Here is a 26111-nt window from a genome sequence, read left to right as displayed (position 1 = left end):
CCGCAGGAAGGACTAATATGATGTGGATTTTCAGGACAGACGTCGCCGCGCGGAAAACCGCGCCAGGACGGAGGCCGCGCGGAGGGTGCGGAGGCCCGGGATCCGGCGGGAGATCGCGGCGATCAGCGGCCGAGCCGGCGCTCCCGCTGGGAGAAGTCGCGCAACGCCCGCAGGAAGTCGACCCGCCGGAAGGCCGGCCAGTACGCCTCGCAGAAGTAGTACTCGGAGTGCATCGACTGCCACATGAGGAAGCCGCCGACGCGCTGCTCGCCCGACGTGCGGATGACCAGCTCCGGGTCCGGCTGACCCTTGGTGTACAGATGCTCGGCGATGTGCTCGACGTCGGTCCGCTCGGCGAGCTCCTCGAGCGTCGCGCCGTTCTTGAGCTCCTCGGTGAGGTACGAGCGCACCGCGTCGGCGATCTCCTGGCGGCCGCCGTAGCCGATCGCCACGTTCACCTGCAGCCCGCCGACGCCGGACGTCGCCTCCTGGGCCTGGCGCAGGGTCCGCGAGAGACGCTCCGGGAGCAGGTCGAGGCGCCCGATCGCGCGCAGCCGCCAGCGACCGGAGTCCGCGAGGTCCCGGACGGCGTCCTCGATGATCTCCAGGAGGTTCTCCAGCTCCGCGGCCGAGCGGCTCAGGTTGTCCGTGGAGAGCATCCACAGCGTCACGACCTCGATCCCCAGCGGCTCCGCCCAGCTGAGCAGGTCCGCGATCTTGTCGGCGCCCCGCCGGTGTCCCGTGGCGGCGGTCTCACCGAACGACTTGGCCCAGCGCCGGTTGCCGTCGAGCATCACCCCGATGTGCCGGGGCAGCGCGGCCCCGTCGAGGCTGCGCGCGAGGCGGCGCTCGTACAGTCGGTAGAGAGGAGAGGGCAGATGCACGGGAAAACGCTACCGTGCCGCGGGATACCCGTAGCACGGCAGCTCGTGCCAACCCGCCGCAGGATCTTCACACCGCCGCCGCCGGACCCGGGATCGACACCCTACCCTGGTAACAACCTACGCTACCGTAGGTTCACGGTGTCGGCCGAGCGAAGGAGATGACACGTGGTAGCAGCAACGGACAAACCCGGCCGACCGACGTCGGGACCCGTGGAGAACGTCCGCGACAGGGTGTCCGGCACCTTCGACCGCGTCGGCGAGACGTTCGGCGACGTGCGCGGCAGCGTGACCGGCGTCGTCCAGACCATCTCCACGACCGTGTCCACCACGGTGGAGCGGAAGATCAAGCCCCACCTGCGCGGATGGATCCACGCGGGGACGTTCCCGTTCGCCCTCGCGGCGAGCATCACGCTGATCGTCCTCGCGCCGGGCGCCGCCGCCAAGTGGTCCGTCGCCGTCTTCGGCCTGACGGCCGCGCTGCTGTTCGGCACGAGTGCCGTGTACCACCGCGGCACCTGGTCGCCGAAGGTGGAGGGAATCCTGCGCCGCGCCGATCATTCCAACATTTTCCTCATCATCGCCGGAACCTACACACCGCTCGCGGTCACGCTGCTCGACCAGCGGACCGCCACGATCCTCCTGTGGATCGTCTGGAGCGGCGCACTGGCCGGCCTGATCGGGCGCATCGTGTGGCTGCACGCGCCCCGCTGGGTCTACACGCCGATCTACGTGGCGCTCGGCTGGGTCGCCGTCGGCTACATGAGGCCCTTCTGGGAGGCCGGAGGTCCGGCCGTGGTGTGGCTGATCATCTCCGGCGGCGTCGCCTACACCCTGGGCGCGATCGTCTACGCGACGAAGAAGCCCGACCCCAGCCCGCGCTGGTTCGGCTTCCACGAGATCTTCCACGTGCTCACGGTCCTGGGCTTCGCCTCGCACGTCGTGGCGATCTACTTCGCTGTGCTTTCCTGAGCTCTGTTCTCCTGAACCACCGCGCTACTCCGGGACGACCGCGTAGCGGCGGTTGGCCAGTGACGGGTTGGCGCGGCGGGCGGCCGCGACGCCGGACGGATCCAGGTCGACGGTCCGGATCTCCGGGTCGTCGCCGAGCTCCAGGCCGACGACGCCGTCGGGCCCGACCAGCAGCGACCGCCCCGTGACGCTCTTGCCCGCCATCCCGACGCCGAGCACGATCGCGGTGTTCTCGATCGCCCGCGCCCGCAGCAGCGTGTGCCAGTGATCCGCCTTGAGCGGCCCGGCCATCCAGGCCGCCGGGTAGACCAGGACGTCGGCCCCCGCGTCCACGACGCGCCGCGCGGATTCGGGGAAGCGCAGGTCGTAGCAGGTCAGCACGCCGAACGTGAACTCGCCGAGGGACAGAGTGACCGGCGGGTCGCCCGGGTCACCCGGTTCCAGGCGATCCGATTCCCGCGTCCCGAACGCGTCGTAGAGGTGCACCTTGCGGTACACCCCGGCGATCGATCCACCGGTGCCCACGACGACGAGCGCGTTCGCCGCCAGCCCCGCCCTCGCCGGGAGGGTGACGCCCGCGATCACGGCGACACCCGTGTCAGCGGCCCTGCGCCGCAGGGTCGAGACGTACGGGCCATCGAGCGGCTCGGCGTGTTCGGCACCGACGCCCCGCGGGTCGTACGCCGAGGCGTACTCGGGCAGCACGAGCAGGTCCGCCTGGAGCCGGGCCGCCTCGCGGAACGCGGCCTCGGCCGTCGCCCGATTGGCGGCCGCGTCGTCGGAGACGGTGAGCTGCGCGACCGTGACGCGCACCTTCGCCGGGACGTCACCCGGCCGGTCCGGCGTCGTCCCCGTCGCCGCAGGCCCGCCGCCGGATCGTGCCGGGTCGCTCATACCGGCCCCGGACCGCCGGGCGGGATGTCCATGTAACCGTGGCTGTCCCGCGGGTAGCGGTCCGCCGGCGGGCGGTGGTCGATGTCCCGCTGGATCTCGATCCCCTTGCGCTTCTCGACGTCCAGGCCCTGCTCCTCCGCGTTGCGGCGCGCCTTGCGCAGGTGCCGGGTCAGCGACAGGAAGAGGAGCACACACGCGACCGCCACGGCGAACGTCACGAGGAACCCGGTCAGGCCGGGCGTGATGTCGATCTCCTCGAGGCCGGGCCGGAGCACGCCCTCGGTCGGGTCGGGGGACGGCGCCGCGGCCTGGATCTCCGCCCAGCGTCCCACGACGACGGCTGCGGACATGGTCCCGCTCATGCGTTCACCCCGGCGTGCTCGCGCCCTTCGTCCCCGGCCTCGCGCGCGGCGTCGAGGGCCTCGCGTACGCCGGTGAACAGGTCGTCCTCGTACTCGCCCGCCCCGCGCTCCGGCAGCGGCACGGTGGACTCGGCGAGCTCGTACCCGTCCCAGGGCCACACGTCGGCCTCGATGTCGCGCGGCACGGCGAAGAAGAAGCCGTCCGGATCGATCTGCGAGGCGTGCGCGCGCAGGGCCTCGTCGCGCTGGGCGAAGTAGTCGGACACCCGCACGTAGGTGGTGACCTCCCGCTCCGGCATCTCGCGGGCCGTACGCGATTCGATCCAGTCGCCGAACGGCGACTCCAGGCCGGCATCCTCCATCGCCTCGTGCACGGCACGCAGGCTCTTCATCGAGAAGCCGTGGTTGTAGTAGAGCTTCATCGGCTGCCACGGGTCGCCCGCGTCCGGGTAGCGCGTCGCGTCGCCCGCGGCGGCGAACGCCTCGGCGGACACCTCGTGGCACTTGATGTGATCGGGGTGCGGGTACCCGCCCGACGGGTCGTAGGTGGTGATGACGTGCGGACGGAACTCGCGCACCAGGCGCACCAGCGGCTCCGCCGCCTCCTCGAGCGGGACCAGCGCGAAGCAGCCCTCCGGCAGCGGGGGCAGCGGGTCACCCTCGGGCAGCCCGGAGTCGACGAAGCCGAGCCAGCGATGCCGCACACCCAGCGCGGCGGCCGAGCGGGCCATCTCCTCGCGCCGCACCACGGCGCGGCCTTCGAGCGAGTCGAACTCGTGGCCCTCGGGCACGACGTACGACGGGTTGAGGATGTCGCCCCGCTCTCCGCCGGTACACGTCACGACCAGGACCTCCACGCCTTCGGCCGCGTAGCGGGCCGTCGTCGCGGCTCCCTTGCTCGACTCGTCGTCGGGGTGCGCGTGCACCGCCATGAGGCGGAGCGGCTCACGCTCGGTTTCGGACACCTGGACCTCCTGGCCGGCTGTTCGACGGCAATCTGCTCGCCCGACATCGGCGTTCTCCCGGGCCGGTTCCCGGCCGGCTGTTCGTCGATGTCGGTGTCATGCACCATCATGTCACTGTGAGCACCGACCCCCTTGCAGATCGTTACGGCCGACCGGCGCGCGGGACCGGTCCGTCCGGCCGGCCGCGCCTCTCGACGGGCGCGCGGATCGCGATCGGGGCGGCGCTGGCCGCCGGCGTGGCGGGCGCCGCCTGGTTCGCCTGGTCCGACGCCCAGCGCAACCCGGTCTCGTTCCGGGACATCGGGTTCTCCGTCGAGAGCGCCGAGCAGGTGTCGGTGACGTTCGACGTGATGATGCCGCCGGGGACCACGGCCGTGTGCACGATCACCGCGCTCGACCCCAGCTACGCGGAGGTGGGGTCGCTCGACGTCGAGGTCGGACCGGGCGAACGCGACGCGATCCGGGTCACCGCCGAGGTGCGGACCACGCAGGAGGCGACGACCGGCGTCGTCGACCACTGCTCGGCCGGGGATCGCGCGGGTGGGTAGCCGACCTCCTGCCCCTTGACACTTCCTGGGTTGCCCCTTGATAGAATTGTCGTTTCACACGCTGTACAGACCCGCTGAACGGGCACGTGCGTGCTTTCCCGTTCGGCGGGTCTTGCGCGTTGTCGGTGCCCCACCGCCGCTCGAACGAGCTACCACGAAAGGAGAGCCCCAGTGACCGACACCTCTGTCACCTGGCTCACCCAGGACGCGTACGACCGGCTTCAGGCCGAGCTGGAGCGCCTCTCCGGCCCCTATCGCGCCGAGATCACCGAGCGCATCGCCGCCGCGCGCGACGAGGGGGACCTCAAGGAGAACGGCGGCTATCACGCCGCTCGCGAGGAGCAGGCGAAGAACGAGGCCCGCATCAAGGAATTGACGGAGAAGCTCCGCACCGTCCAGGTCGGCCAGCCGTCCGACGACGGCACGGTGCAGCCCGGCATGGTCGTCACGGTGTCAATCTTCGGGGACGACGAGACGTTCCTGCTGGGTTCCCGGGAGATGGCGGGCGACACCGACATGGATGTCTTCTCCCCCACCTCGCCGCTGGGCGCGGCCATCGTCGAGAAGAAGGTCGGCGACCGGACCAGCTACGAGGCGCCGAACGGCAAGACGATCGAGGTCGAGATCAAGGACGCCAAGCCGTTCGCCTGATCCCCTCCCATCGCGGCCGGGTGGCTCGTCGGTCCGTACGACCGGCGAGCCACCCGGCCGTCGGCGTCCGCTACGTCACGTCGACGGCGAACCCGTCCTGCCGCAGCCGTTCGACGACGGACGCCCGGTGCTCGGCGCTCTTGGTCTCCACCTGGAGATTCACGAGCACCTCCGACACCGACAGCGAGACGTCGGTGCGCGAGTGCTCCACCTGCACGATGTTCGCGCCCGCCGCGGCGATCGCGTCGACGAGGCCGGCCAGCGCACCGGGACGGTCCTGGACGCGCACGCGGAGCTGCAGGTAGCGGCCGGCCGCGACGAGACCGTGCTGGATCACGCGCAGCAGCACGAGCGGGTCGATGTTGCCGCCGCTCAGCACCGGCACGATCGGCCCGGCGAACTCCCCGGGAGCCGCGGCGAGCAGCCCGGCCACGCCGGCGGCGCCCGCGGGCTCCACCATGAGCTTGCCGCGTTCCAGCACCAGGAGCAGACCGCGCGACAGCAGGTCCTCGCTCACCGTGCGTACTTCCACGCCGTGCTCCGCGACGATGCCGAACGGGACCTGCCCCGGCGTGCCGATCGCGATCCCGTCGGCCATGGTGGGCTGCAGGGTGACCGCCGTCGGCTGGCCGGCGTCCAATGACCCCGGATACGCCGCGGCCTGTGCGGCCTGCACTCCCACGACGCGCACGTGCGGCGCCGCATCGGCCAGCACGGCCGCGATCCCGGCCACCAGACCACCGCCGCCCAGCGGCACGAGGATCGTCGCGACGTCGGGCACCTGCTCCAGGATCTCCAGAGCGATGGTGCCCTGTCCGGCGACGATGTCGGCGTGGTCGAACGGGTGGATGAGTACGCGCCCGGAGCGCGCCGCCTCGACGCGCGCGGCGGACAACGCCTCGTCCACGCTGCTGCCGACCTGGCGCACCTCGGCCCCGTAGTTGCGTGTCGCGGACAGCTTCGGCAGGGGTGCGTCGACCGGCATGAACACGAGGGCGTCGATGCCCAGCATGCTCGCCGCGAGCGCCACGCCCTGGGCGTGGTTCCCGGCGCTGGCGGCGACGACGCCGCGCTCGCGCTCCTCGGGGGTGAGCCGGGACAGGCGCGTGTAGGCGCCGCGGACCTTGAACGAGCCGGCGCGCTGGAGGTTCTCGCACTTGAGAACGACCCTGGCGCCGGCGAGCTGGGAGAGCGCCCGGCTCTCGACGACGGGCGTGCGGGTGATCACGCCGTCGAGGAGGCTCGCGGCCTCGCGGACGTCGTCCGCGCTGACGGAGGGGACGGTACTGGGTGTCACCCCGCGACACTAGGGCGGGCGCAGGGGCACCACAAGTCAGGTGTCGTGCCTGTGGACGGCGCGGGATGCGCCCGTGATCCGGGCCGGACGGACTCTCTCCTGGTCAGGTGTCCTCCGCCGCCGGGTGGGGCGTCGTCCGCCGCCGGGTCAGGAGTCGTCCGCGGTGTCCGCCGCCACCCGGCGCAGAGGGATGCGCAGGGGCGGGGCGTCGGGGGCGAGCCATCTGATCGGGAGTTTGTCGCCGTCGCCGAGTTCCGGGAACTTGTCGTGGCCGTTGAGGTAGAGCACCACGGTGTTGAGCAGCGCGACGAGCGGCACGGCGAAGAGCGCGCCCGCGATGCCGGCGACGAACGAGCCGGCGGCGACGGAGAGGATCACGGCGACGGGGTGCAGGGACACGGCCTGCCCCATGAGGAACGGCTGGAGCACGTGGCTCTCGATCTGCTGCACGAGGATGACGATGCCGAGCATGATGATCGCCGCGACCCAGCCCTGGGCGACGAGCACCACGACGGTCGCGATCGCGCCGGTGACGATGGCGCCGACCATCGGGATGAACGAGCCCACGAACACCAGGACCCCGATCGGCACCGAGAGGGACGGCACGAAGAACGCCGAGCCGAGGCCGATGCCGATCGCGTCCACGCCGGCCACGAGGATCTGGGTGCGCGTGTAGGCGGACAGCGTCACGATCCCGCGCCGGCCCGCCTGGTGCACCCGGTCCCGGGCCCCGGCCGGGAGCAGGCCGACGACCCAGCTCCAGATGCCGCGCGGGTCGTGCAGGAAGAAGAACGTGCAGAACAGCGCGATGAGGGCACCGATCAGCAGGTTGCCCGCGGTGGCGGCGGCGCCGAGCGCGCCCGCGATGATCGCGTCTCGCTGGGCCTCCAGCTCCGCGAGGACGTCGCTCTGGTAGTCCCTCAGGTCGAGGTTGAACTGACGGTCGATGAACGCCGTCAGCTCCTCGAAGCCCGCGATGGCTTCCTCGGACAGATCGGCGAACCCGGTCGCGACCTGCTGACCCGCGAAGGTGACGAGCGCGGCCGCGAAGGCGATCAGGCCGGCCAGGGAGAGCCCGGCGGCGAGCCCCCGTGGCACCCGAAGCGTGTACTGCAGGAAGCGCCGGACCGGGGTGAGCATCACCGCCAGGAGCAGCGCGACCGCCACGGGGACGACGATCACCTGGAGGCTCGCCAGCAGCCAGCCGATCCCGGCCAGCGCGGCGCCGATCAGCAGGATCCGCCAGGACCACGACGCCGCCTCGCGGATGGCGCGGGGCACGGTGGTGGCGCCGTCGGCGCCGTCGGAACCGTGGTCGCCGGAGCCGTCGTGGTCGCGGGACGACGTCGGAGCCGCCGCGGACCCGGACGCGCCGTCGGCCGTCGGGCTCGTCCGGGCGTCGGACTCCCTCGCGCCGTCCTGCCCCGGGCGCGTCGCCGTGCCGGCGGACGGTGTCGCATCGGTCCGCGGCTCGGTCCCGGCGGGGGCGACGGCGGACTCGTTCTCACTCACGACCCCAAGGTAGGCGATTCTCCCCCGCGTACCACCGGCCACCACGCGCAGATCACAGGGACGCGCCAGTTCCTGCACAGAAACGCCCGCCGGCACGGGACCGGGGCGCCGCGACGATCGGGCCTGGGCGAAGGTGTCGGGTCCGGGGTCCGGGCGATCGCTGGGGCGGGCGATCACACCGGGCCCGGGTCCAGGCCGTTCGTTTCGGTCAGGCCTGAAATGTCGGCGCGTACCACGGACTTTCCTTCCGCTCCGTCCGGCCGTTTGTCATCCTGGGCGAGTGTCCAACGTCTACGAGCTCCACCGGACCAACGGCGACCCGGGCCGGGTCGCGACAGTTCTTCCTGGGGCCGGCTACACCGCCATGGGCCCTCTTCTCTATCACTCACGCGCCGCTCTCGAAGGGCTGGGCTGGACCGTCCGGGTCGTCGAATGGACCGGGAGACGCGATTTCGACGAGGCTCGCGCAGCGGCCGCCGAGCTGCTCGAGGGAGCCGACGCGCCCGCCGACGGCGCGACGCACCTCGTGATCGCCAAGTCCCTGGGCACCCTCGCCATCCCCGTCGCCGCCCGGCTGAATCTCCCCGGCGTCTGGCTCACACCGGTGCTGAGGCACGACGACGCGGCCGACGTCCGGGACGCCGTGACCCGCCTCGAAGGGGACCATCTCCTGATCGGCGGCACCGCGGACCCGCTCTGGGACCACGACCTCGTGTCAGGGCTCCGGGCGGACTTCGTCGAGGTGTCCGGGGCCGATCACAGCCTGGAGATCCCCGACGACTGGCGGAAGAACCTCGAGACCGTGGAGGACGTGACCGCGGAGATCGAGCACTTCGCGGCGTCCTTCGACGTCGGCTGAACGGAACCGCTCCCGTGGCAGGGCGTGCCGAGCGGGGGCCGGACGTGTGATCCTTGCGACGGGCCCTTGGCCCCGTCCCGGAACAGCTCCGGGCGCACCGGTGTTCCCAGAGAGCCGGGGCACACGACCGGCGTCGCACGTGCCGGCCCGCCGCAGGACCGCCGCCCAAGGAGGTAGCACCCATGTCGTTCTTCGAGTCGCTGTTCGGCCAGGGCAGGACCACGATGGTCGCTCCCGAGGACGCCCTTCCGGGCCGCGAGTCGCCCGTCCTCCCCACGCCGCGCCCGCACACGGTGCTCGGTACGTCGCTCACCGGCCCGTGGGAGCCGGGCACCCGTGTGCTGTACCTCGCGATGGGCTGCTTCTGGGGCGCCGAGGAGATCTTCTGGCAGGTGCCCGGGGTGGTGTCGACCGCCGTCGGCTACATGGGCGGCACGACGCCGAACCCCACCTACGAGGAGGTCTGCACCGCCCGCACCGGCCACACGGAGACCGCCATGGTCGCCTACGACCCGGCCCGTGTCTCGGAGGAGGAGCTCCTGAAGATCTTCTGGGAGCGCCACGACCCGACGCAGGGCTTCCGCCAGGGGAACGACGTCGGCACGCAGTACCGCTCGGCCCTCTACTGGACGACGCCCGAGCAGGGCGAGGCCGCGCGCGGGACGGCCGCGCGCTACGCGGAGGTGCTCGACGCCAAGGGGTACGACCCCGTCACCACGGAGCTGCGCCCGGCGGCCGAGGCCGGGCCCTTCTACCTCGCCGAGGACTACCACCAGCAGTACCTGAGCGACGCGAAGAACCCGAACGGGTACCGGTGCCACGCCACGACGGGGGTCGCGTTCCCGGACGCAGCCTGAGCGGAGACGCGGGACCGCTCGCTCCCAGGAGTCGTGCGCCCGGCTCCGCCGGCCCGCACCCTCGCCACGTCGTCAGGGCGCGCGCGACGGGCGTCAGCGGAGGCTCGGGAACTCGCCGGAGTCGTCGACCACGAACTTCGGTGCGCCGTGCCGGGGACGTGGGGACGTTTCCGGCGTCGGGACCGGCTCCTCCCGGAGCACCGGCTCGACGGCGCGTGTCGCGCGTCGCGTCAGGCGCCGGACCAGGTAGGCTACGGCCGCTGCACCCGCGATGCCGATCATGACGAGCGCGACGACGGCGTTCGGCCCGGGGCCCGCCGTCGCACGCTCCGCGGTCACGGCCGGGCCCGCCGGCCCGTTCGCCGTCCGGCCGGCTTTCGCGCGGCTTCCGAACGACGCGTCGATGCCCGTCGCCGGGCCCAGGGCCGGCGCCCCGGGCCGGGCCTCGCGGTGCGTGCCGTCGGTAGCGTCCATGTCGTCCTCAGCTTCCTCGGCCCTGTCCTTCACCGGGCCACTGGGAGTCGGGCCCGCCCCGCGGCGGCTCTCCCGCGGACGCGAACCATCGTATGGAAACACGCACCGCCGGGGCGGTGACCCGAGAATTCAGGCCGCCGCCCCGGCGGGATCGATCGATGCGCGGCAGGTGGATCAGGACATCCGGCGCTTGCGCAGCACCAGCAGCGCGGCACCGCCGCCGGCCAGGGCCAGCGCAAGGAGCGCGTAGCCAATGGCGGGACCGGCACCGGTCGCGGCCAGCACGTCGCCGTCCTCGCCCTCGGTCTCGTCGCCAGGCTCGGTCGGCTCGGCGCCCGGCTCGCTGGGCTCCATCGAGGGCTCCGTGGACGGCTCGTCGCTCGGGCTGTCCGACGGCTCGTCGCTCGGCTCGTCCGAAGGCTCGTCGCTGGGCTCGTCCGAGGGCTCGTCGCTCGGACCGTCGACCGTGATGACGGCGTAGTGGCTGATCGCCTTACCGGACTCGTGCTCAACCGTCAGCTCGGCGACCGGGGGGTCGACCAGTTCGACCCACACGCCGGCGCCGCTCTCCTCCGAGCCCGCCTTGAGGCAGTAGGCGGAGATGAGCTTGCCCTCTTCGGCCTTGAGCGTGATGCTCAAGGGCTCGCCGTCGGTGTCGTGCTTCTCGACGCCGGCGAACTCGGCAACGTCCTTGCACGTCTTGGCGCCTTCAACGTAGTCCGTGGCGACGGGTGCGGCGGCGGCCGGGGCGGCGCCCAGGCCGACCGCGAGGAGCGCGACGGCTCCCAGGGTGGCAACGCGGTTCATGAGATCCCCCTTCAGCTGGGTGTGTCACGCTCCGATGCGCGCGCAACAGCCCGAACAGTAGCGCCGATCGGCGGAAACGCCAAAGCCCGATGTTCCCGCAATATCGTTGCAAGTCGAATGCGGCCCCCAGCTCGATTTTTCACCCATTCTCATTGACGCGAACAGGGAAGAACGAGAACAGTTGGACGGCGATTTCATCGACGTCGACCCTGGCGCCTTTACTATTGCTTTTCCTTTTTTCGCCCGTCGAGGCTGCGAGGGCCGCGACGAGCTCGCGGGCGCGGTCCCTGCCGTGCCGTACGACGACAGCTGGGACCACGCCCGCGATCGTGTGGTGGCGGTGGTCAGGTGAGCTGACGGCGACGCAGCGCCAGGAGGGCGATGCCGCCCCCGGTGAGCGCGAGCGCGATCAGCGCGTAGCCGGCCTCCGGGCCGGCACCCGTCGAGGACAACTCGTCAGGGCCCTCAGGGACCACGGTCGGGGTCTCGGACGGTTCCGGCGTCGGCTTGTCCGACGGCGTGGGGGTCGGCTCCGGCGTGGGGGTCGGCTCCGGCGTGGGGGTCGGCTCCGGCGTGGGGGTCGGCTCCGGCGTGGGGGTCGGCGTGGGTGTGGGGGTCGGCGTGGGTGTGGGGGTCGGCGTGGGTGTGGGTGTGGGCTCCGGGGTCGGAGTTGGAGTCGGCTCCGGGGTGGGAGTCGGAGTCGGTTCCGGCGTCGGTGTGGGCGTCGGTGTCGGTGTGGGCGTCGGTGTCGGTGTGGGCGTCGGTGTGGGCGTCGGCGTCGGTACCGGCACCAGGAACAGCGTGTAGTGGCTGATGTCCTTGCCCGACGAATGTGTGATCGTCACCTCGGCGACAGGCTCCGGCAGTTCGACGAATTCCGGCCCGTCGCCCTGGTTGATCGATCCGGCCTTGACGCAGTAACCGGAGATGAGCATGCCCTCGGGCGCAGAGACGGTGACCGAGGGCTCGTTGCCGGGTACATCGACCTTCCCTTCCTTGGGACAGGTCTCTTCCTCGGCAGACTCAGGGGGTTCGTCGTCCTGGGAAGTGGCGACGGTTGCACCGCGATCGAATGCGGTGAGCGATGCGGCGGCGGGGACGACGCCCAGGCCGGCCGCCAGGAGCGCAGCGGCTCCCAGTGCAGATATTCGGTTCATTGGGGGTGCTCCTTCGAATGGTCGCGCCGAGACGCGACTATTCGAAGCTAGACCCGCGTTGACATAACCGCGAAAGAAGAAAGGGTGAAAACTTCTCCTCATTTACCTCTTCTCAGCCCATTCTCGCCGCGTCGGCTCGACAACCGGGTGTCTTACCCGGCGATACCACTACGTGCGCGGCCCCCGATGCGCCGTACGACGACACGCGGGGACCGCGCACGCGGTCAGGCAGTGGTTGATGTCAGGTCAGACGCGACGGCGCCGCAGCACGAGGAGGGCGATGCCACCCCCGGCCAGTGCGAGTGCGATCAGCGCATAGCCGGCCTCCGGGCCGGCACCCGTCGAGGACAACTCGTCAGGCCCGTCGGGGACCATGGTCGGGGTCTCGGAGGGCTCCGGCGTCGGCTCCTCCGACGGCCCCGGCGTGGGGGTCGGCGTTGGCGTCGGGGTCGGAGTAGGTTCCGGGGTCGGAGTCGGCGTGGGTGTCGGCGTCGGTACCGGCACCAGGAACAGCGTGTAGTGACTGATGTCCTTGCCCGACGAATGTGTGATCGTCACCTCGGCCAGAGGTTCAGGCAGTTCGACGAATTCCGGTCCGTCGCCCTCTTCGATCGATCCCGCCTTGACGCAGTAACCGGAGATGAGCATGCCCTCGGGCGCGGAGACGGTGACCGAGGGCTCGTTGCCGGGTACATCGACCTTGCCCTCCTTCGGGCAGGTGGGCTCCTCGTCCTGCGAGGTCACGACTGTTGCGCCGCGTTCGAATGCGGCGGGCGACGCGGCTGCCGGGCCGACACCGAGGCCGACCGCCAGGAGCGCGGCGGCCCCGAGTGCAGAGACACGGTTCATGAGTTTCTCCTTCGAGTTCCGTCGCGTCAGGGCGCGACCATTCGAAGCTAGACCTCGGTAGATATAACGGCGAAAGGAGAAGGGTGAAAACTTCTTCTCATTTATCCTTTCTTCGCTTATTTCTGCCACGCTGATTCGGCGGCTGGCTCCTCCCGCGTCCCCGTGACGCGTCCCGCCCGCGGCCGGATGCGCGGCCCGACGTGCGGTCGCCGGCCTTCGCTCCTCGCGTGTGCCCTCGCGCGCGCCCCGAGGCCGACGAGTCGGCCGCGGACGAACCGGACGGTGAGGCACCTCCGTCCCCGGAGGATCGCGATCGACCGCTGCCTCGCGAGCTGTTGACGGTCCGGCCCCGGACGATCCCGATCATCTCCTCGACGAGATCGGTCGTCCGGTCGATCGGCCACACGAGTCCGACGGGCGCCGTCGGGCCGTCGTCGAGCGGGCGGTACACCACGTCCTTCCGGTGGTGCAGGCGGGCCAGCGACATCGGCAGCACCGTGATCCCGGCCGCCGCGCCGACGAGCGCGAGCGCGCCCGCCGCCGTCGCCGGCCGCTCGAGCGGCACGCCGTCGGGATCGACGGGCGCCCGCCCGGGCACGGCCACGGGCGCCGCATCGGCTCCCGACCCGCCGGCACCGGCCACCGAACCGCCGGAGCCCGCCGTCGTCCCCGACCCGGGCAGCCGATCACCCGGAACCCGGTAGAGCACGTCGTCCCGCGGCAGCCACACCGTCTCGTCGGCGAGGTCGGCGGGCGCCACGGCCTCGTCCGGCTCGAGGGCGGCGAGGAAGTGGTCGCGGTGCACGCAGACCACCGGGATCTCCTCGTACAGCGGAATGCGGGAGAACACATCGGTGTCGACCGGGAGCCGCGCGATCGCCGCGTCGGCCCGGCCGTCCCGCAGCGCGGCCGGAGCGTCCGCGGGGTCGACCTGGACGAGCTCGAGGGCGACGTCGGGCAGCCGCTCGCGCCACACTCTCGCCCACTTCCCGGGCGTGGCGCCGGGGACATAGGCGAGGCGGAAGGTCTCGGACACCAGGCAAGCATATTCTTGGGGCATGGCAACCCCCTTCTCCCAGCAGGTCATCAAGCCGATCAACGCCGCCAAGCGGCTCGGCGTCCTCCTCCCGGCGACGCCGCCGGAGTTCCAGGAGAAGGGCATCACCCGCGCCGAGCTGGAGGAACTCGAGAAGAACCCGCCGGAGTGGCTCGCGGACCTGCGCCGGAACGGGCCGCACCCCCGCCCGGTCGTCGCGGGACGGCTCGGCATCTCCATCTCGGGCCTGGCCCGCGGTGGGATCACGGAGCCCCTCACGACCGAGCAGATCGACGAGCTGCGCGCGGATCCGCCGGAGTGGCTCCTCGCCGAACGCGAGACCCAGGCGCGCGTCCGCGCCGAGGAGGAACGCGCCGCCGAGAACAAGCCCAGGCGCCACCGCGACACGCCGTCGAAGTAGCGTCCCGGCGTGACCGATCCGCTCGCCGCCGCTCTCGGCGCCCTTCGCCCGTACCCCGAGGACGGCTCCCGCGCCGATGGCCCGGTCGCGGTCGACGCCACGGATCGCCTGCTGCTGGACACGGCCCGGGACGCGATCGGGTCCGCGGGCCCCGGCGAGGTCGTCACGATCGGCGACCGTTTCGGCGCCCTCACGCTCGGCGCGATCGGCCTGGGCGCCCGCGACGTGCGCGTCCACCAGGACGCCGTCGACGCGACGGCCGCCCTCCGCGCCAACGCGTTCGTGGCGCGGCGCGGCTCGTTCGACCACCGCCCCCTCGGGGCCGACCTGCTGCGGGACGCGCGCGTGGTCCTGCTCCAGCTCCCGAAGTCCCTGGCCGAGCTCACCGAGATCGCGGAGCTGGTCGCCCGCCACGCCGCCGCCGACGTCGTCCTGTACGCGGGTGGTCGCGTCAAGCACATGACGCACGCGATGAACGAGGTCCTCGGCGCGCTCTTCACGGAGGTGGAGCCGTCGCTCGCACGGCAGAAGTCGCGACTGCTCGTCGCTCGCGACCCCGTGCCCGGAGCCCGCGAGCGACCGCTGACCTACCCGGTGCGCGAGGTGCTGCGCGGCGTGCCGGGTTTCCCGGGGCCGGTCACCGTCGTCGCGCACGGCGGGGTGTTCGCGGGCACCGAACTCGACGGCGGCACACGGTTCCTCCTGGAGCAGGCCGGCGGCTGGCCGTCGAGCAGCGGGCCGATGGACGACGACGGCGGAGCGGGCGCAGCCCAGGACGCACCCGGCGCGCCTCACGCGGAGGCTCAGCGATCACCGGCGTCGGCGAACGGGAGTGACCTGGGCGCGGGCGACGGCCAGGAACGGCGGGCGCCCGCGCCGGCGCTCGCCGTCGACCTCGGGTGCGGCAGCGGGATCCTCGCGACCGCGCTCGCGCTGCGTGGTTTCGAGGTCGTGGCGACCGACCGCAGTGCGGCCGCCGTCGCCTCGGCGGATGCGACCGCGGCGGCGAACGGCGTCGGGCACCTGGTCAGGACCGTGCGGGACGACGCCGGGGCGTCCCTCCCCGACGCGTGCGTGGACCTGGTCCTGCTCAATCCCCCGTTCCACGACCGGGCCGCGGTCAGCACCGACGCCGCACACCGCATGTTCGCGACGGCGGGCCGCGTGCTGCGGCCCGGCAGCCAACTCTGGACGGTGTTCAACTCGGCGCTGCGGTACCGGCCCGCGCTGGAGCGCGTCGTCGGCCCCACCCGGCAGATCGCCCGGGACCGCCGCTTCACGGTGACGCGCTCGACCCGGCCGGCATGACCGGCGTGTCTGACGGAGCCCGCCCGGCGTCGTCTGCCGCAATTCCCCTTACTGACACGTAAGTACAGTGCGGCTAAGCTCGCCCGGAACGGAACTCGAGCATCGCCGCTCGGGGGTTCTGCGAGCCTCCTGAGCGCGGAAAGGATTGTCGACGATGACACCCCATTCTCCCCGGGCACGGCGCCGTGTCGGCGCGGGCATCACCGCCGCACTGATCGCGGGAGGCGTGGTCGCCGCCCTCCCGACGTCGGTGGCCGCTCACCCGAGAGACCACGGCGCCCCGGCCGGGGACCCGGACTTCGGCCCGAACGTCACGTTCATCGACGAGACGTGGTCCACGGACGAGATCAACGAGTTCCTGGACTCCGTGAACGACGAGCCGGAGTTCAGCCAGGACCGGCACCAGGTGTTCTTCGAGCCGGGCGTGTACGGCAGTGCCGCCGGCGAGGACGACCCTGCCACGGCGGAGGGCATCATCAACGCGGAGCTCGGCTACTACGAGTCGGTCGACGGTCTGGGCGCCGTGCCGGGCGATGTGCTGATCAACGGCGCGATCCACGTGGAACCGCACGTCGAGTGCCCCGACACGCCCTGGGCCTGCCAGGGACCGGGCTCGCTGACCCGCTTCTGGCGTTCCATGGCCAACCTCGGGTTCAACCCGATCCAGCGGCCGACGGCCGAGGATGCCGAACGCCCCTTCCCGGCCGGCGTGGCGGAGCCGCACCAGATGCGCTACGCCGTGTCGCAGGCGGCCCCGTTGCGCCGGGTCGACGTCCGGGGCGACCTGACGGTGTTCGGCCGGTTCGGGGAGTACGCGTCGGGCGGCTACCTGGCGAACTCCCGGGTCGAAGGCACCATCACGACCGGCTCGCAGCAGCAGTGGTACACGCGCGACAGCGAGGTCGGAACCTGGGACGGCGGCGTCTGGAACATGGTGTTCTCCGGCGTCGACGGCGCGCCGGCCACCGACTTCGGCCAGCCGGCCGGGAACGACGCGGTCGGCGTGAAGACGTCGCTCGGCACCACTCCCGTCACCCGCGAGAAGCCGTTCCTCTATCGCGCCGACGACGGCGAGCTGCGCGTCTTCGCCCCGCATGCCCGCACGGGGACCTCGGGAGTGAACTGGTCGACGGACGCCGCCGCGGGCGACTCGCTACGGCTCGACGACTTCTACATCGCCCGTGCCGAGCGCGACACGGCGGCCTCGATCAACCGCAAGCTGCGTCAGGGGAAGCACCTGATCCTCACGCCCGGCGTGTACGAGCTGAACCGCCCGCTTCGCGTCACCCGGCCCGACACCGTGGTGCTCGGCCTGGGCTACGCCTCGCTGACCCCGACACGCGGCAACGCGGCGCTGGTGACCGGCGACGCACCCGGCATCCACGTCGCCGGCATCACCGTGGACGCCAACGTGCCGGAGTCCGAGGTGCTGGTCCAGGTGGGGAAGAAGTGCCCGCCGTCGTGGGCGAAGGGGCGCGGCCACGGACACGGGCACGGCCACGGACACGCACACCTCGGGCACCACCGGGACGGCGACGACCCGATCACCCTGACCGACGTCTTCGTCCGCGTGGGCGGGCCCTGGGTCGGCAAGGCGGTCACGTCGATCGAGGTGAACAGCGACGACGTGCTGCTGGACCACATCTGGGCCTGGCGCGGGGACCACGGCAACGGCATCGGCTGGGAGGACAACACCGGCGCGCACGGCGTCGTCGTGAACGGCGACCACGTCACCGCCACGGGCCTGTTCGTGGAGCATTACCAGGAGAACCAGACCGTCTGGAACGGCGAGGACGGCCTGACCGTCTTCTACCAGAGCGAGCTGCCGTACGACCCGCCCAGCCAGGAGGCGTGGACGGACGGCGACCGCCTCGGATACGCGTCCTACCGGGTCGCGGACCACGTGCGGCGCCACGAGGCCGTGGGCCTGGGCGTCTACTCGTACTTCTGGAACGGCGTGGACATCCGCACCGAGTCGGGGATCCAGGTCCCGGAGACACCGGGCGTCACCCTCCGCTCCATGACGAGCGTCTTCCTCAACGGCTCGGGCGGGATCAACCACGTCATCAACACCACGGGCGCCCCAGCCGTAGGCAGCTTTGCGTCCCCCCAGGTCATCGCCTACCCCACCAGCTGACGACCGGGACGGCGCGGCCGTGCCGCGCCGTCCCGGTCGTTCCCGGCAAGGGCCCTACTGGACGCCTTTGACCTCCACGACGAAGACCAGCGTCGCCCCGCCCGGAATCCCCGCCTGCGGCACACCGCGCGACCCGTACCCGTGCTCGGCCGGGATGGACAGCAGGACCTTGTCGCCGACGTTCCGGCCGACGAGGCCCTTGTCCCAGCCGCCGATCACGGCGCCGACGCCGATCGGGAAGTCGATGGTGGTGCCACGGTCGTAGCTGTTGTCGAACACGCCGCCGCCCCAGGTCTGTCCCAGGTAGTCGACGACGATCGTCCGGCCGGCCTCGACGACCGGACCGGTGCCCTCCTCGAGCACCTGGACCTGCAGGCCCGCGGGGGCGTCGCCCTCGGGGAAGGTGAGCGCCGGCTTGCCGCCGGCCTGCCACTCGACGGTGGGGAGCGTAGTCACGAGAACTGCCTCTCGGTCGGGTTGGCGCCAGGGTCCTGGCGCCCGAACCGGTCCACCCTACGTCGCGAGGGCCGGCGGCCGCGCCCCGCCATCGGCATCGCCACCTGAGGCCGGCCGCGCCGGTCCTGCCGGGGTCGGCTCTCAGCGCGCGGGCTCGCGGCGGGCCACGTCCCGTCGCGCTGCCTCGCGCTCGGCCGCCGCGCGGAGCTCGTCGACCGCGGCACGCACCGGTGGCGTGTCCGCGACCGGATCCGCGACCACCGCGTACACGGAGCGCACCGGCGTGGGGCGCACGATCCGTACCGACACCGTGTTCGGCGGCAGGCCGATCGTCCCGAGCTCGGGCAGGACCGTCGGCCCGATGCCCGCGTCCACGAACGCGAGCGCCGTCGGGTAGTCGTGGGCCTCGACGTGGAAGGTGGGGCTGAAGCCGGCGGCCGCGCAGGCCTCGAGGAGGTTGCGGCGGCACCAGCCGCGGGCGAAGTCGTTGTCGATCCAGGGTTCGTCGGCGAGTTCGGCGAGTTCGATCTCCTCCTTGCCCGCGAACCGGTGGTCGGCGGGGACGACGGCGACGTAGGCGTCGTCGAGCAGGTGGTGTGCGGTGAAGCCCGCGGCGCGCGCGTATTCCGCCATCATGACGACGAGCTGCAGGTCGGGGCGTTCCTCGGGCAGGTCGGGGATGTCGTCGCGCAGCTGGAGGTCGAGGCGCACGCCGGGGAAGTCGGTGGTGAGCCGGCGCACGACGTCGGGCAGCCACGACGCGCCGACCGATCCGAAGTAGCCGATGCTGAACGTCCCGGTGCGGCCCTCGCGCAGGTCGGAGACCAGGGTCTCGGCCGCGCCGAGGCGTTCGAGCACGCCGTCGGCCTCCTTCGCGAGGGTGAGGCCGGCGGCCGTGGGACGCAGGCCGCGGCCGGCCTTGACCAGGAGGGTCAGGCCGGTCTCACGCTGCAGCGCGGCGAGGTGCTGGCTGACGGCCGAGGACGTGTAGCCGAGGTTGGCGGCCGCCGCGGCGACCGAGCCGCTGGCGACCACGGAGCGGAACACGCGGAGACGGTGGACGTCGAGCATGGAACCAATCTACAGCGAAACTGAAGAGTCGTACAGAAGAAGTCGCTTGTGCTTCATGGTCGTCGCGGGCGAGCATCGTTGCCATGACGACCGCCGATGCCCTGTCCGAAAACCGCCGGACACGACCCGCGGACGCGGGCGATGCTCGCGACATGAACTCCACCGCCGTCGTCCCGGAGCTCCGGGACAACCTCCCGGACGAGCCGTCCGGATCCCGCGCCCGTTACCTGGTCCCGCTCGCCGCGGGCGTGACGGTCGTCCTGTGGGCCTCGGCATTCATCGGGATCCGGGCCGCCGGGCACGACTACTCCCCCGGCGCGCTCACGCTGGGGCGGATCGTCGTCGGGACGCTCGCCCTGACCGTGCTGGCGGCCGTCACCGGGAAGCTCAGGATCCCGCGCGGCCGGCTGCTCGCGGGCGTGATCGTGTGGGGCGTGCTGTGGTTCGGCGTCTACAACATCGCGCTGAACGCGGCCGAGCGCACGCTCGACGCCGGGACGGCCGCGATGCTCGTGCAGCTCGCGCCGATCCTCACCGCGGTCGTCGCCGGACTCACACTGGGCGAGGGGTTCCCGGCGCGCCTGCTCACGGGGATCGGGGTCGCGTTCACCGGCGTGGTCGTGATCGCCTGGGCGTCGTCGTCGGGCACGGCCGACCTCGAGGCCGTCCTCCTCGGGCTCGCCGCCGCGGTGCTCTACTCGGCAGGCGCCCTCCTGCAGAAGCGGATGCTGCCGCGGGTCGACGCGCTGACCATGACCTGGCTGGGCTGCCTCGCGGGCACGGTGGCGGCCCTGCCGTTCACCGGGACGCTGATCGCCGAGGTGGCCGCGGCGCCCGTCGGCGCCACGCTGGGCGTGGTCTACCTCGGCGTCGTGCCGACGGCGATCGCATTCGCCACCTGGGGATACGCGCTGTCGCACACGACGGCGGGCCGACTGTCCGCGACCACGTACGCCGTGCCGCCGATCGCCGTGCTGCTCTCCTGGTGGCTGCTCGGCGAGGTGCCCGGCCCGATCGTCCTGATCGGCGGTGCACTGAGCCTGGGCGGTGTGATCCTGGCAACGCGGCGGCCGCGCACACGCTGAGGACGGCTCGCGCGCTCGCCGGCTCCGCCTCAGGTCATCGCGGAGTCGGCGGCACGCTGCCGCGCGGCAGCGCTGTCAAAAGAAGTCCGACGGCTGCGCCCATGGTTTGTCCAAGTACGGAGGCGTGGGGAACCCTTGAGTCCATGACGACGGATTCACCCGAGGCCGCGGCTCCACAGGCGGCCCGGCGGCGCCCGCAGAAGCGTGCCGACACCCTCAAGCGCCCGGTCAAGGGCCACACCTCCAGCGACGGCGCGTCGCCCCAGGCGTGGGACTGGCGCAGCAAGTTCCCGTCGATCGCCGACTACGGCTTCCTCTCCGACTGCGAGGCCAACGCCCTCATCGCCCCGTCGGGCGCGGTCGAGTGGATGTGCATCCCCCGGCCCGACTCGGCCAGCATCTTCTCGGCGCTCCTCGACCGCGGCGCGGGGCGGTTCCGCCTCAGCCCGTACGGGGTCCGCGTTCCCGTCGCGCGCCGGTACGTCCCGGGCACCCTCATCCTCGAGACCACCTGGCAGACGCCGACCGGCTGGCTCGTCGTGCGCGACGCGATGGTGATGGGGCCGTGGCACGACGTCGACAAGCGGTCCGGCACCCACCGCCGCACCCCGACGGACAACGACGCCGAGCACATCCTGCTGCGCACGGTGAAGTGCGTGTCCGGCACGGTCGACCTCGAGGTGATGTGCGAGCCGCGCCCGAACTACGCGCGCAACGAGCCGGCCTGGTCCTACGACAACAGCGGCTACTCGAACGTCACCGCGAAGCTCGGCAAGCACAACCCGGACATCAGCCTGACCTCGGACCTGCGCTTCGGCCTCGAGGGCCGGCGGGCCATCGCCCGCACCCGGATGACCGAGGGCACCACGCACTTCGTCGCCATGTCGTGGGGCTCGCAGCCCGCGCCCACGAACTGGAACGAGGCGGTCGAGGCGATGTGGCGCACGGAGCAGTACTGGCGCGACTGGATCACCCAGGGCAAGTTCCCGGACCACCCGTGGCGCATCTACCTGCAGCGCTCCGCGCTCACGCTGAAGGGGCTCACCTACTCCCCCACCGGCGCGCTCATCGCCGCGGCGACGACCTCGCTTCCCGAGACGCCCGGCGGGGAGCGCAACTGGGACTACCGGTACTCCTGGATCCGCGACTCGACGTTCGCGCTGTGGGGCCTGTACACGCTCGGCCTGGACCGTGAGGCGAACGACTTCTTCGCGTTCATCCACGACGTGTGCCGCGACAACAAGCAGCTCCAGATCATGTACGGGGTCGGCGGCGAGGAGACCCTCGAGGAGGCCGAGCTCGCGCACCTGTCGGGCTACGAGGGTGCCCGCCCGGTACGGGTCGGCAACGGGGCGTACAACCAGAAGCAGCACGACGTCTGGGGTGCCGTCCTCGACTCCGTCTACCTGCACACCCGCTCGCGCGAGCAACTGCCCGAGTCACTGTGGCCCATCCTCAAGCGCCAGGTCGAGGAGGCCGCGAAGCACTGGCACAAGCCGGACCGCGGCATCTGGGAGGTGCGCGGGGAGCCGCAGCACTTCACCTCCTCGAAGCTGATGTGCTGGGTCGCGATGGACCGCGGCGCCAAGCTCGCGAGGCTGTACGACGAGCACGACTACGCCGAGCAGTGGCAGAAGATCGCGGACGAGATCCGGGCCGACATCCTTGCCAAGGGCGTCGACGACCGCGGGGTGTTCACACAGCGCTACGGCGACCCGGCGCTGGACGCGTCCCTGCTGCTCGTCCCCCTGCTGCGGTTCCTGCCGCCCGACCACGAGAACGTGCGCGCCACGGTCCTCGCCATCGCGGACGAGCTCACCGAGGACGGACTCGTGCTGCGCTACCGCGTCGACGAGACCGACGACGGCCTGGCCGGCGAGGAGGGCACGTTCACGATCTGCTCGTTCTGGCTGGTGTCCGCGCTCGTGGAGATCGGCGAGCTGGAGCGGGCCAAGGCGCTGTGCGAGCGGCTGCTGTCGTTCGCGTCGTCGCTGAACCTCTACGCGGAGGAGATCGACCCGTCGAGCGGCCGGCACCTCGGCAACTTCCCGCAGGCGTTCACCCACCTCGCGCTGATCAACGCGGTGATGCACGTGATCCGCGCGGAGCAGGGCGAGCGGCAGAACCACGTGTTCGCCGACGCCGAGGGAGTCTGACCGGCGCGCCGGGCGCCCGATGCTCCGACGCGCGCCGTGTCGCGTCGCCGAGAACGACAGGAACGTTGTTACAGAGTTCTGTAACAACGTTCCTGTCGTTCTTGGCCGCAGGGAGGCCGCGGCGCAGGGACGACGCCGGCCCGGGGTTGCCTTCGCGAGGAAGGCGGCCCCGGGCCGGCGGCGTGGTGCTTCGGCGGACGGCTACTCGCCGCTGAAGATATTGATGATCGCGATCAGGCGCAGGATCTCCGTGTACAGCCAGATCAGGGTGACCAGCAGGCCGAAGGCGGCCGCCCAGGCCATCTTGGCCGGGGCGCCCTGCTGGACGCCCTGCTTGATGAACTCGAAGTCGACCATCAGCGACATCACCGCGAGGATGATCGCCACGGCGCCGATGATGATGCCCAGCGGGCCGGTGCGCATCCCGAAGCCGTCGAGCACACCGAACATCACGAGGCCGAAGTTGACCAGCGAGAACAGCGCGTAGCCCACCAGCGCCATCATGAGGAAGCGCGTGAACTTCGGCGTGACCCGGACCTTGCCGCTCCGGTAGAGGAACAGCGAGCCGGCGAAGACGCAGAGCGTGCCGATCACGGCCTGCGTGACGGCACCCTCGAACATCGAGTTGTACAGGAACGACAGCGCCCCGAGGAAGACACCCTCGAACACCGTGTAGGCGATGATCAGCGCGGGGCTCGGGTTCTTCTTGAACGCGTTCACCAGACCGAGCACGAGGCCGCCGATCAGGCCGCCCCACAGCGCGATCGAGAGCATCGGCGGCGGCACGAGCGTCCAGGTCGCCGCGGCGACGACCACCAGCAGGGCCAGCAGCCCGCCGGTCTTGATGATCACGTCGTCGTACGTCAGGCGCTTGGTGTCGGCCGTGGTGGCGGACGGCGCGTCGTACATGGCACCGAGCTGGTCGGCGTCCATCGCCGTCTGACCTGCCGAGCCGTACTGGGAGTAGGGATTGGGGGCGGTGGCAGTGCCACCCTGGGCGCCTCGCGGCGCCCCGGTGCGACGCGGTTCACCGAACACGTCACTGTTCGAAAAGACGGGGTTCCTCATGTGCTCCTCCTGGTCGTGGCACCCATGCTAGTGAACGTCACCGACACCCGGACAGTTCCCGGGCCGCCCTCCCGGCGTGCCGACGGGTTCCCGCCCGGTTTTGCCGACCTAGGTCGATCGGATGACCCCGCTCCGCCTCCAGGATGATTCGCGGATTCTCAGGGATGATTCAGGGTGACTTTCGATGACGGGTGTCGGTGGGTCGCCCTAGTGTCGTGACTACCCCACGTCGTCGGACCCGACGGCCCGACGCCCCAGCACCCAGAGAGTGAAAAGCCATCAGCATGACTCATCCACGCAGGAGCGCACCATGATCGAGGCTCACGGTCTCGCCAAGCGATATGGCTCCAAGACCGCCGTCGACCACGTCACCTTCACCGTCCAGCCCGGCCGCGTGACCGGCTTCCTCGGGCCCAACGGGGCCGGGAAGTCCACGACGATGCGCATGATCATGGGCCTGGACAAGCCCACGGCCGGCAGCGTCACCGTGAACGGGCACCCGTACGCGAAGCTGGCGCGCCCGCTGGCCGAGGTCGGCGCGCTGCTCGAGGCCAAGGCCGTGCACTCCGGCCGCTCCGCGTTCAACCACCTCCTCGCCCTGGCCGCCACGCACGGCATCCCCCAGCAGCGCGTGCACGAGGTCATCGAGCTCACCGGGCTGGAGTCCGTCGCGAAGAAGCGCGTCGGCGGATTCTCGCTCGGTATGGGCCAGCGCCTCGGCATCGCGGCTGCCCTGCTGGGCGACCCGAGGACGCTCATCCTCGACGAGCCGGTCAACGGGCTGGACCCGGAGGGCGTCATCTGGGTGCGCAACCTCGCCAAGCATCTCGCGTCCGAGGGCCGCACGGTCTTCCTGTCGAGCCACCTGATGAGCGAGGTCGCGCTCACCGCGGACCACGTCATCGTGATCGGCAGGGGGCGGATCCTCGCCGACACGTCCGTCGCCGAGCTCATCGCGGCGTCGGAACGCAAGCACGTCCGGGTGCGCTCGCCGCAGGCAGGTGATCTGGCCATGCTCCTGAGGGAGAAGGACGCAAAGGTCGCCACCCCGGAGGCCGACATCCTGGAGGTCGTCGGACCCGACGCGGCGTCGGTGGGCGAACTCGCCGCCGCGGGCCGGATCGTGCTGCACGAGCTCACCCCGATCCAATCGACGCTGGAGGAGGCGTACATGTCCCTCACCGCCGACGCGGTGGAGTACCGCTCGGAGGACCTGGCCGACGGCGCGGAGGAGCCGCAGCCCGCGCCACGGCCCCTGACCGGGGCTCACCTCGCCGTGGACCCGGCGCCCGCCGACCGCCCGGCGGGATCGCGGAGCGGGCGGCACGCCGCCCCCGCTCCCGCGGCGTCCGCGCGGGAGGTGAGCGACCGATGAGCACGACGCTCGACACGCCCACCCCCACGACGCCGTCGTCCCGTGTGACGGTGAAGAACGTGACCTTCGGCCGCCTGCTGCACTCGGAGTGGATCAAGCTCTGGTCGCTGCGCTCCACCTGGTGGACGCTGGGCTCGACGGTGGTGATCCTCGTGGGCTTCGGCTTCCTGGTGGCGATCGTGGCGCAGCTGTTCACGAACCAGTTCGCGGATGCCTCCGCCGAGGAGCGGGCTGCCATGGGCGGGAACATCTTCACCGCTCCCCTCGTGATCACCGGCGGCTACGAATTCGCCGCCCTCGTGGTCGCGGTCCTGGGTTCCATGCTGATCACCGGCGAGTACTCCACCGGAATGATCCGCTCGACGTTCACGGCCGCGCCCCACCGGCTGGGTGCCTACCTCGCGAAGGCTCTGGTGCTCGCCGGGGTGACCGCCGTGCTCGTCGCCCTGTCGCTCGCTCTCGCGTGGCTCGTGACCTACCCGATCCTGGAGCCCAACGGGATCACGGTCGACTGGGCGGACGGTGACGAGGTCCGCCAGCTCTACGGAACGGTCCTGTACACGGTGCTCGTCGCCCTCTTCGCTCTGGGGGTCGGCACGCTGATCCGGCACACGGCCGGGTCCATCTTCACGGTCGTGGCGATCTTCCTGGTGATCCCGATCGTCTTCAGTATCGCGACCATCGCGGCCAGTGAGGTGCCGTGGGTGCTCGACGTGAACAAGTTCCTGCCGAGCATCGCCGGCGCGGCGATCACACCGGCAGCCGCGCAGACACCCGAGATCCTGGACCCGTGGGTCGGCATCGGGATGCTCGCCCTGTACACGGCGGCGGTCCTGACGGCCGGTGCGATCTCTCTCAAGACCCGCGACGCCTGATCGGGCACAGACGGCGGCTGGTCGGTCACACCGTGACC

The 26111-nt window shown here is 71.5% G+C and carries 27 protein-coding genes; 13 read left to right on the top strand and 14 right to left on the bottom strand.

Annotated features, from left to right (window positions below; translation table 11 throughout):
- Positions 1–122: 122 nt before the first annotated feature.
- Entirely contained in the window at positions 123–884 is a 762-nt protein-coding gene (locus tag IIE03_RS07815) for an isoprenyl transferase (RefSeq protein ID WP_192862185.1), read from the bottom strand.
- Positions 885–1049: 165 nt separating this feature from the next.
- Between IIE03_RS07815 and trhA the strand changes: the two genes are divergently transcribed.
- Complete coding sequence (gene trhA / locus IIE03_RS07810) at positions 1050–1853, top strand: PAQR family membrane homeostasis protein TrhA (protein ID WP_408632834.1); 804 nt, start codon at positions 1050–1052, stop codon at positions 1851–1853.
- Positions 1854–1877: 24 nt separating this feature from the next.
- Here trhA and IIE03_RS07805 read toward each other — a convergent pair whose 3' ends face one another.
- Genes IIE03_RS07805 through mca form a run of 3 tightly spaced genes read right to left on the bottom strand, consistent with a single transcriptional unit; the run spans position 1878 to position 4041 of the window.
- Positions 1878–2747 carry a carbon-nitrogen hydrolase family protein gene (locus IIE03_RS07805; RefSeq protein WP_192862184.1) on the bottom strand — a complete coding sequence of 290 codons (870 nt, stop codon included), beginning with the start codon at positions 2745–2747 and terminating at the stop codon, positions 1878–1880.
- Positions 2744–3109: a hypothetical protein gene (locus IIE03_RS07800; RefSeq protein WP_192862183.1), complete on the bottom strand. Its 366-nt coding sequence runs from the start codon at positions 3107–3109 to the stop codon at positions 2744–2746. Before IIE03_RS07800 ends, IIE03_RS07805 begins: the two co-directional genes overlap by 4 nt.
- A complete protein-coding gene (mca, locus tag IIE03_RS07795) occupies positions 3106–4041 on the bottom strand; it encodes a mycothiol conjugate amidase Mca (RefSeq protein ID WP_192862204.1) in 936 nt (311 codons plus the stop codon). The genes IIE03_RS07800 and mca overlap by 4 nt, the downstream gene beginning before the upstream one ends.
- Positions 4042–4190: 149 nt before the next feature.
- Here mca and IIE03_RS07790 point away from each other — a divergent pair, with 149 nt between their 5' ends.
- Entirely contained in the window at positions 4191–4622 is a 432-nt protein-coding gene (locus tag IIE03_RS07790) for a DUF4307 domain-containing protein (RefSeq protein WP_318842864.1), read from the top strand.
- Positions 4623–4793: 171 nt separating this feature from the next.
- Positions 4794–5273: a transcription elongation factor GreA gene (gene greA / locus IIE03_RS07785; protein ID WP_192862181.1), complete on the top strand. Its 480-nt coding sequence runs from the start codon at positions 4794–4796 to the stop codon at positions 5271–5273.
- 70 nt (positions 5274–5343) lie between these two features.
- Here the strand turns inward: greA and ilvA are convergent, their stop codons facing one another.
- Entirely contained in the window at positions 5344–6570 is a 1227-nt protein-coding gene (gene ilvA, locus IIE03_RS07780) for a threonine ammonia-lyase (protein ID WP_192862180.1), read from the bottom strand.
- 147 nt (positions 6571–6717) lie between these two features.
- Positions 6718–8082: an AI-2E family transporter gene (locus IIE03_RS07775; protein WP_318842863.1), complete on the bottom strand. Its 1365-nt coding sequence runs from the start codon at positions 8080–8082 to the stop codon at positions 6718–6720.
- Positions 8083–8362: 280 nt separating this feature from the next.
- On the opposite strand from IIE03_RS07775, the gene IIE03_RS07770 reads away from it, so the two are divergent.
- A complete protein-coding gene (locus IIE03_RS07770; RefSeq protein ID WP_192862179.1) occupies positions 8363–8941 on the top strand; it encodes a hypothetical protein in 579 nt (192 codons plus the stop codon).
- 182 nt (positions 8942–9123) lie between these two features.
- Positions 9124–9798, top strand: coding sequence for a peptide-methionine (S)-S-oxide reductase MsrA (gene msrA, locus IIE03_RS07765; RefSeq protein WP_192862178.1), 675 nt, complete (start codon positions 9124–9126; stop codon positions 9796–9798).
- Positions 9799–9891: 93 nt separating this feature from the next.
- On the opposite strand, the gene IIE03_RS07760 is transcribed toward msrA, so the two are convergent.
- Both IIE03_RS07760 and IIE03_RS07755 read right to left on the bottom strand, forming a co-directional pair.
- Positions 9892–10272 (bottom strand): hypothetical protein, encoded by a 381-nt coding sequence (locus IIE03_RS07760; protein WP_192862177.1) that lies wholly within the window; start codon positions 10270–10272, stop codon positions 9892–9894.
- Positions 10273–10446: 174 nt separating this feature from the next.
- Complete coding sequence (locus tag IIE03_RS07755) at positions 10447–11079, bottom strand: PT domain-containing protein (protein ID WP_192862176.1); 633 nt, start codon at positions 11077–11079, stop codon at positions 10447–10449.
- Between the two features lie 181 nt (positions 11080–11260).
- Between IIE03_RS07755 and IIE03_RS07750 the strand changes: the two genes are divergently transcribed.
- The gene (locus IIE03_RS07750) at positions 11261–11431 is read left to right on the top strand and encodes a hypothetical protein (protein WP_192862175.1); all 171 of its coding nucleotides are present in this window, start codon (positions 11261–11263) and stop codon (positions 11429–11431) included.
- On the opposite strand, the gene IIE03_RS07745 is transcribed toward IIE03_RS07750, so the two are convergent.
- The 3 genes from IIE03_RS07745 to IIE03_RS07735 form a co-directional block, all read right to left on the bottom strand.
- Positions 11424–12236: a hypothetical protein gene (locus IIE03_RS07745; protein WP_192862174.1), complete on the bottom strand. Its 813-nt coding sequence runs from the start codon at positions 12234–12236 to the stop codon at positions 11424–11426. The two genes, IIE03_RS07750 and IIE03_RS07745, sit on opposite strands and share 8 nt — an antisense overlap.
- A gap of 246 nt (positions 12237–12482) precedes the next feature.
- Complete coding sequence (locus IIE03_RS07740) at positions 12483–13085, bottom strand: hypothetical protein (RefSeq protein WP_192862173.1); 603 nt, start codon at positions 13083–13085, stop codon at positions 12483–12485.
- A gap of 97 nt (positions 13086–13182) precedes the next feature.
- On the bottom strand, positions 13183–14121 hold the full coding sequence (locus IIE03_RS07735; RefSeq protein ID WP_318842862.1) for a LysR substrate-binding domain-containing protein: 939 nt from the start codon (positions 14119–14121) through the stop codon (positions 13183–13185).
- 22 nt (positions 14122–14143) lie between these two features.
- Between IIE03_RS07735 and IIE03_RS07730 the strand changes: the two genes are divergently transcribed.
- The 3 genes from IIE03_RS07730 (at position 14144) to IIE03_RS07720 (ending at position 17987) form a co-directional block, all read left to right on the top strand.
- The gene (locus IIE03_RS07730; protein WP_192862171.1) at positions 14144–14542 is read left to right on the top strand and encodes a DUF5997 family protein; all 399 of its coding nucleotides are present in this window, start codon (positions 14144–14146) and stop codon (positions 14540–14542) included.
- A 9-nt stretch (positions 14543–14551) separates the two neighbouring features.
- On the top strand, positions 14552–15850 hold the full coding sequence (locus IIE03_RS07725) for a class I SAM-dependent methyltransferase (RefSeq protein WP_318842861.1): 1299 nt from the start codon (positions 14552–14554) through the stop codon (positions 15848–15850).
- A 154-nt stretch (positions 15851–16004) separates the two neighbouring features.
- Positions 16005–17987 carry an adenylyl cyclase gene (locus tag IIE03_RS07720; RefSeq protein ID WP_192862170.1) on the top strand — a complete coding sequence of 661 codons (1983 nt, stop codon included), beginning with the start codon at positions 16005–16007 and terminating at the stop codon, positions 17985–17987.
- Between the two features lie 54 nt (positions 17988–18041).
- On the opposite strand, the gene IIE03_RS07715 is transcribed toward IIE03_RS07720, so the two are convergent.
- On the bottom strand, positions 18042–18443 hold the full coding sequence (locus IIE03_RS07715) for an FKBP-type peptidyl-prolyl cis-trans isomerase (protein WP_192862169.1): 402 nt from the start codon (positions 18441–18443) through the stop codon (positions 18042–18044).
- 141 nt (positions 18444–18584) lie between these two features.
- A complete protein-coding gene (locus IIE03_RS07710) occupies positions 18585–19514 on the bottom strand; it encodes a LysR family transcriptional regulator (RefSeq protein WP_192862168.1) in 930 nt (309 codons plus the stop codon).
- Between the two features lie 152 nt (positions 19515–19666).
- Between IIE03_RS07710 and IIE03_RS07705 the strand changes: the two genes are divergently transcribed.
- Positions 19667–20599: a DMT family transporter gene (locus IIE03_RS07705; RefSeq protein WP_192862167.1), complete on the top strand. Its 933-nt coding sequence runs from the start codon at positions 19667–19669 to the stop codon at positions 20597–20599.
- 143 nt (positions 20600–20742) lie between these two features.
- The gene (locus IIE03_RS07700) at positions 20743–22755 is read left to right on the top strand and encodes a glycoside hydrolase family 15 protein (protein WP_192862166.1); all 2013 of its coding nucleotides are present in this window, start codon (positions 20743–20745) and stop codon (positions 22753–22755) included.
- A gap of 201 nt (positions 22756–22956) precedes the next feature.
- On the opposite strand, the gene IIE03_RS07695 is transcribed toward IIE03_RS07700, so the two are convergent.
- Complete coding sequence (locus IIE03_RS07695) at positions 22957–23823, bottom strand: Bax inhibitor-1/YccA family protein (protein ID WP_192862165.1); 867 nt, start codon at positions 23821–23823, stop codon at positions 22957–22959.
- Positions 23824–24133: 310 nt separating this feature from the next.
- Between IIE03_RS07695 and IIE03_RS07690 the strand changes: the two genes are divergently transcribed.
- Positions 24134–25198: an ABC transporter ATP-binding protein gene (locus IIE03_RS07690; protein ID WP_192862164.1), complete on the top strand. Its 1065-nt coding sequence runs from the start codon at positions 24134–24136 to the stop codon at positions 25196–25198.
- Complete coding sequence (locus IIE03_RS07685) at positions 25195–26073, top strand: hypothetical protein (protein ID WP_192862163.1); 879 nt, start codon at positions 25195–25197, stop codon at positions 26071–26073. The genes IIE03_RS07690 and IIE03_RS07685 overlap by 4 nt, the downstream gene beginning before the upstream one ends.
- Positions 26074–26111 lie beyond the last annotated feature (38 nt).

Source organism: Myceligenerans pegani (assembly GCF_014892515.1).
Classification (GTDB): domain Bacteria; phylum Actinomycetota; class Actinomycetes; order Actinomycetales; family Cellulomonadaceae; genus Myceligenerans; species Myceligenerans pegani.
This window is presented reverse-complemented; position numbering and strand designations above follow the sequence as displayed.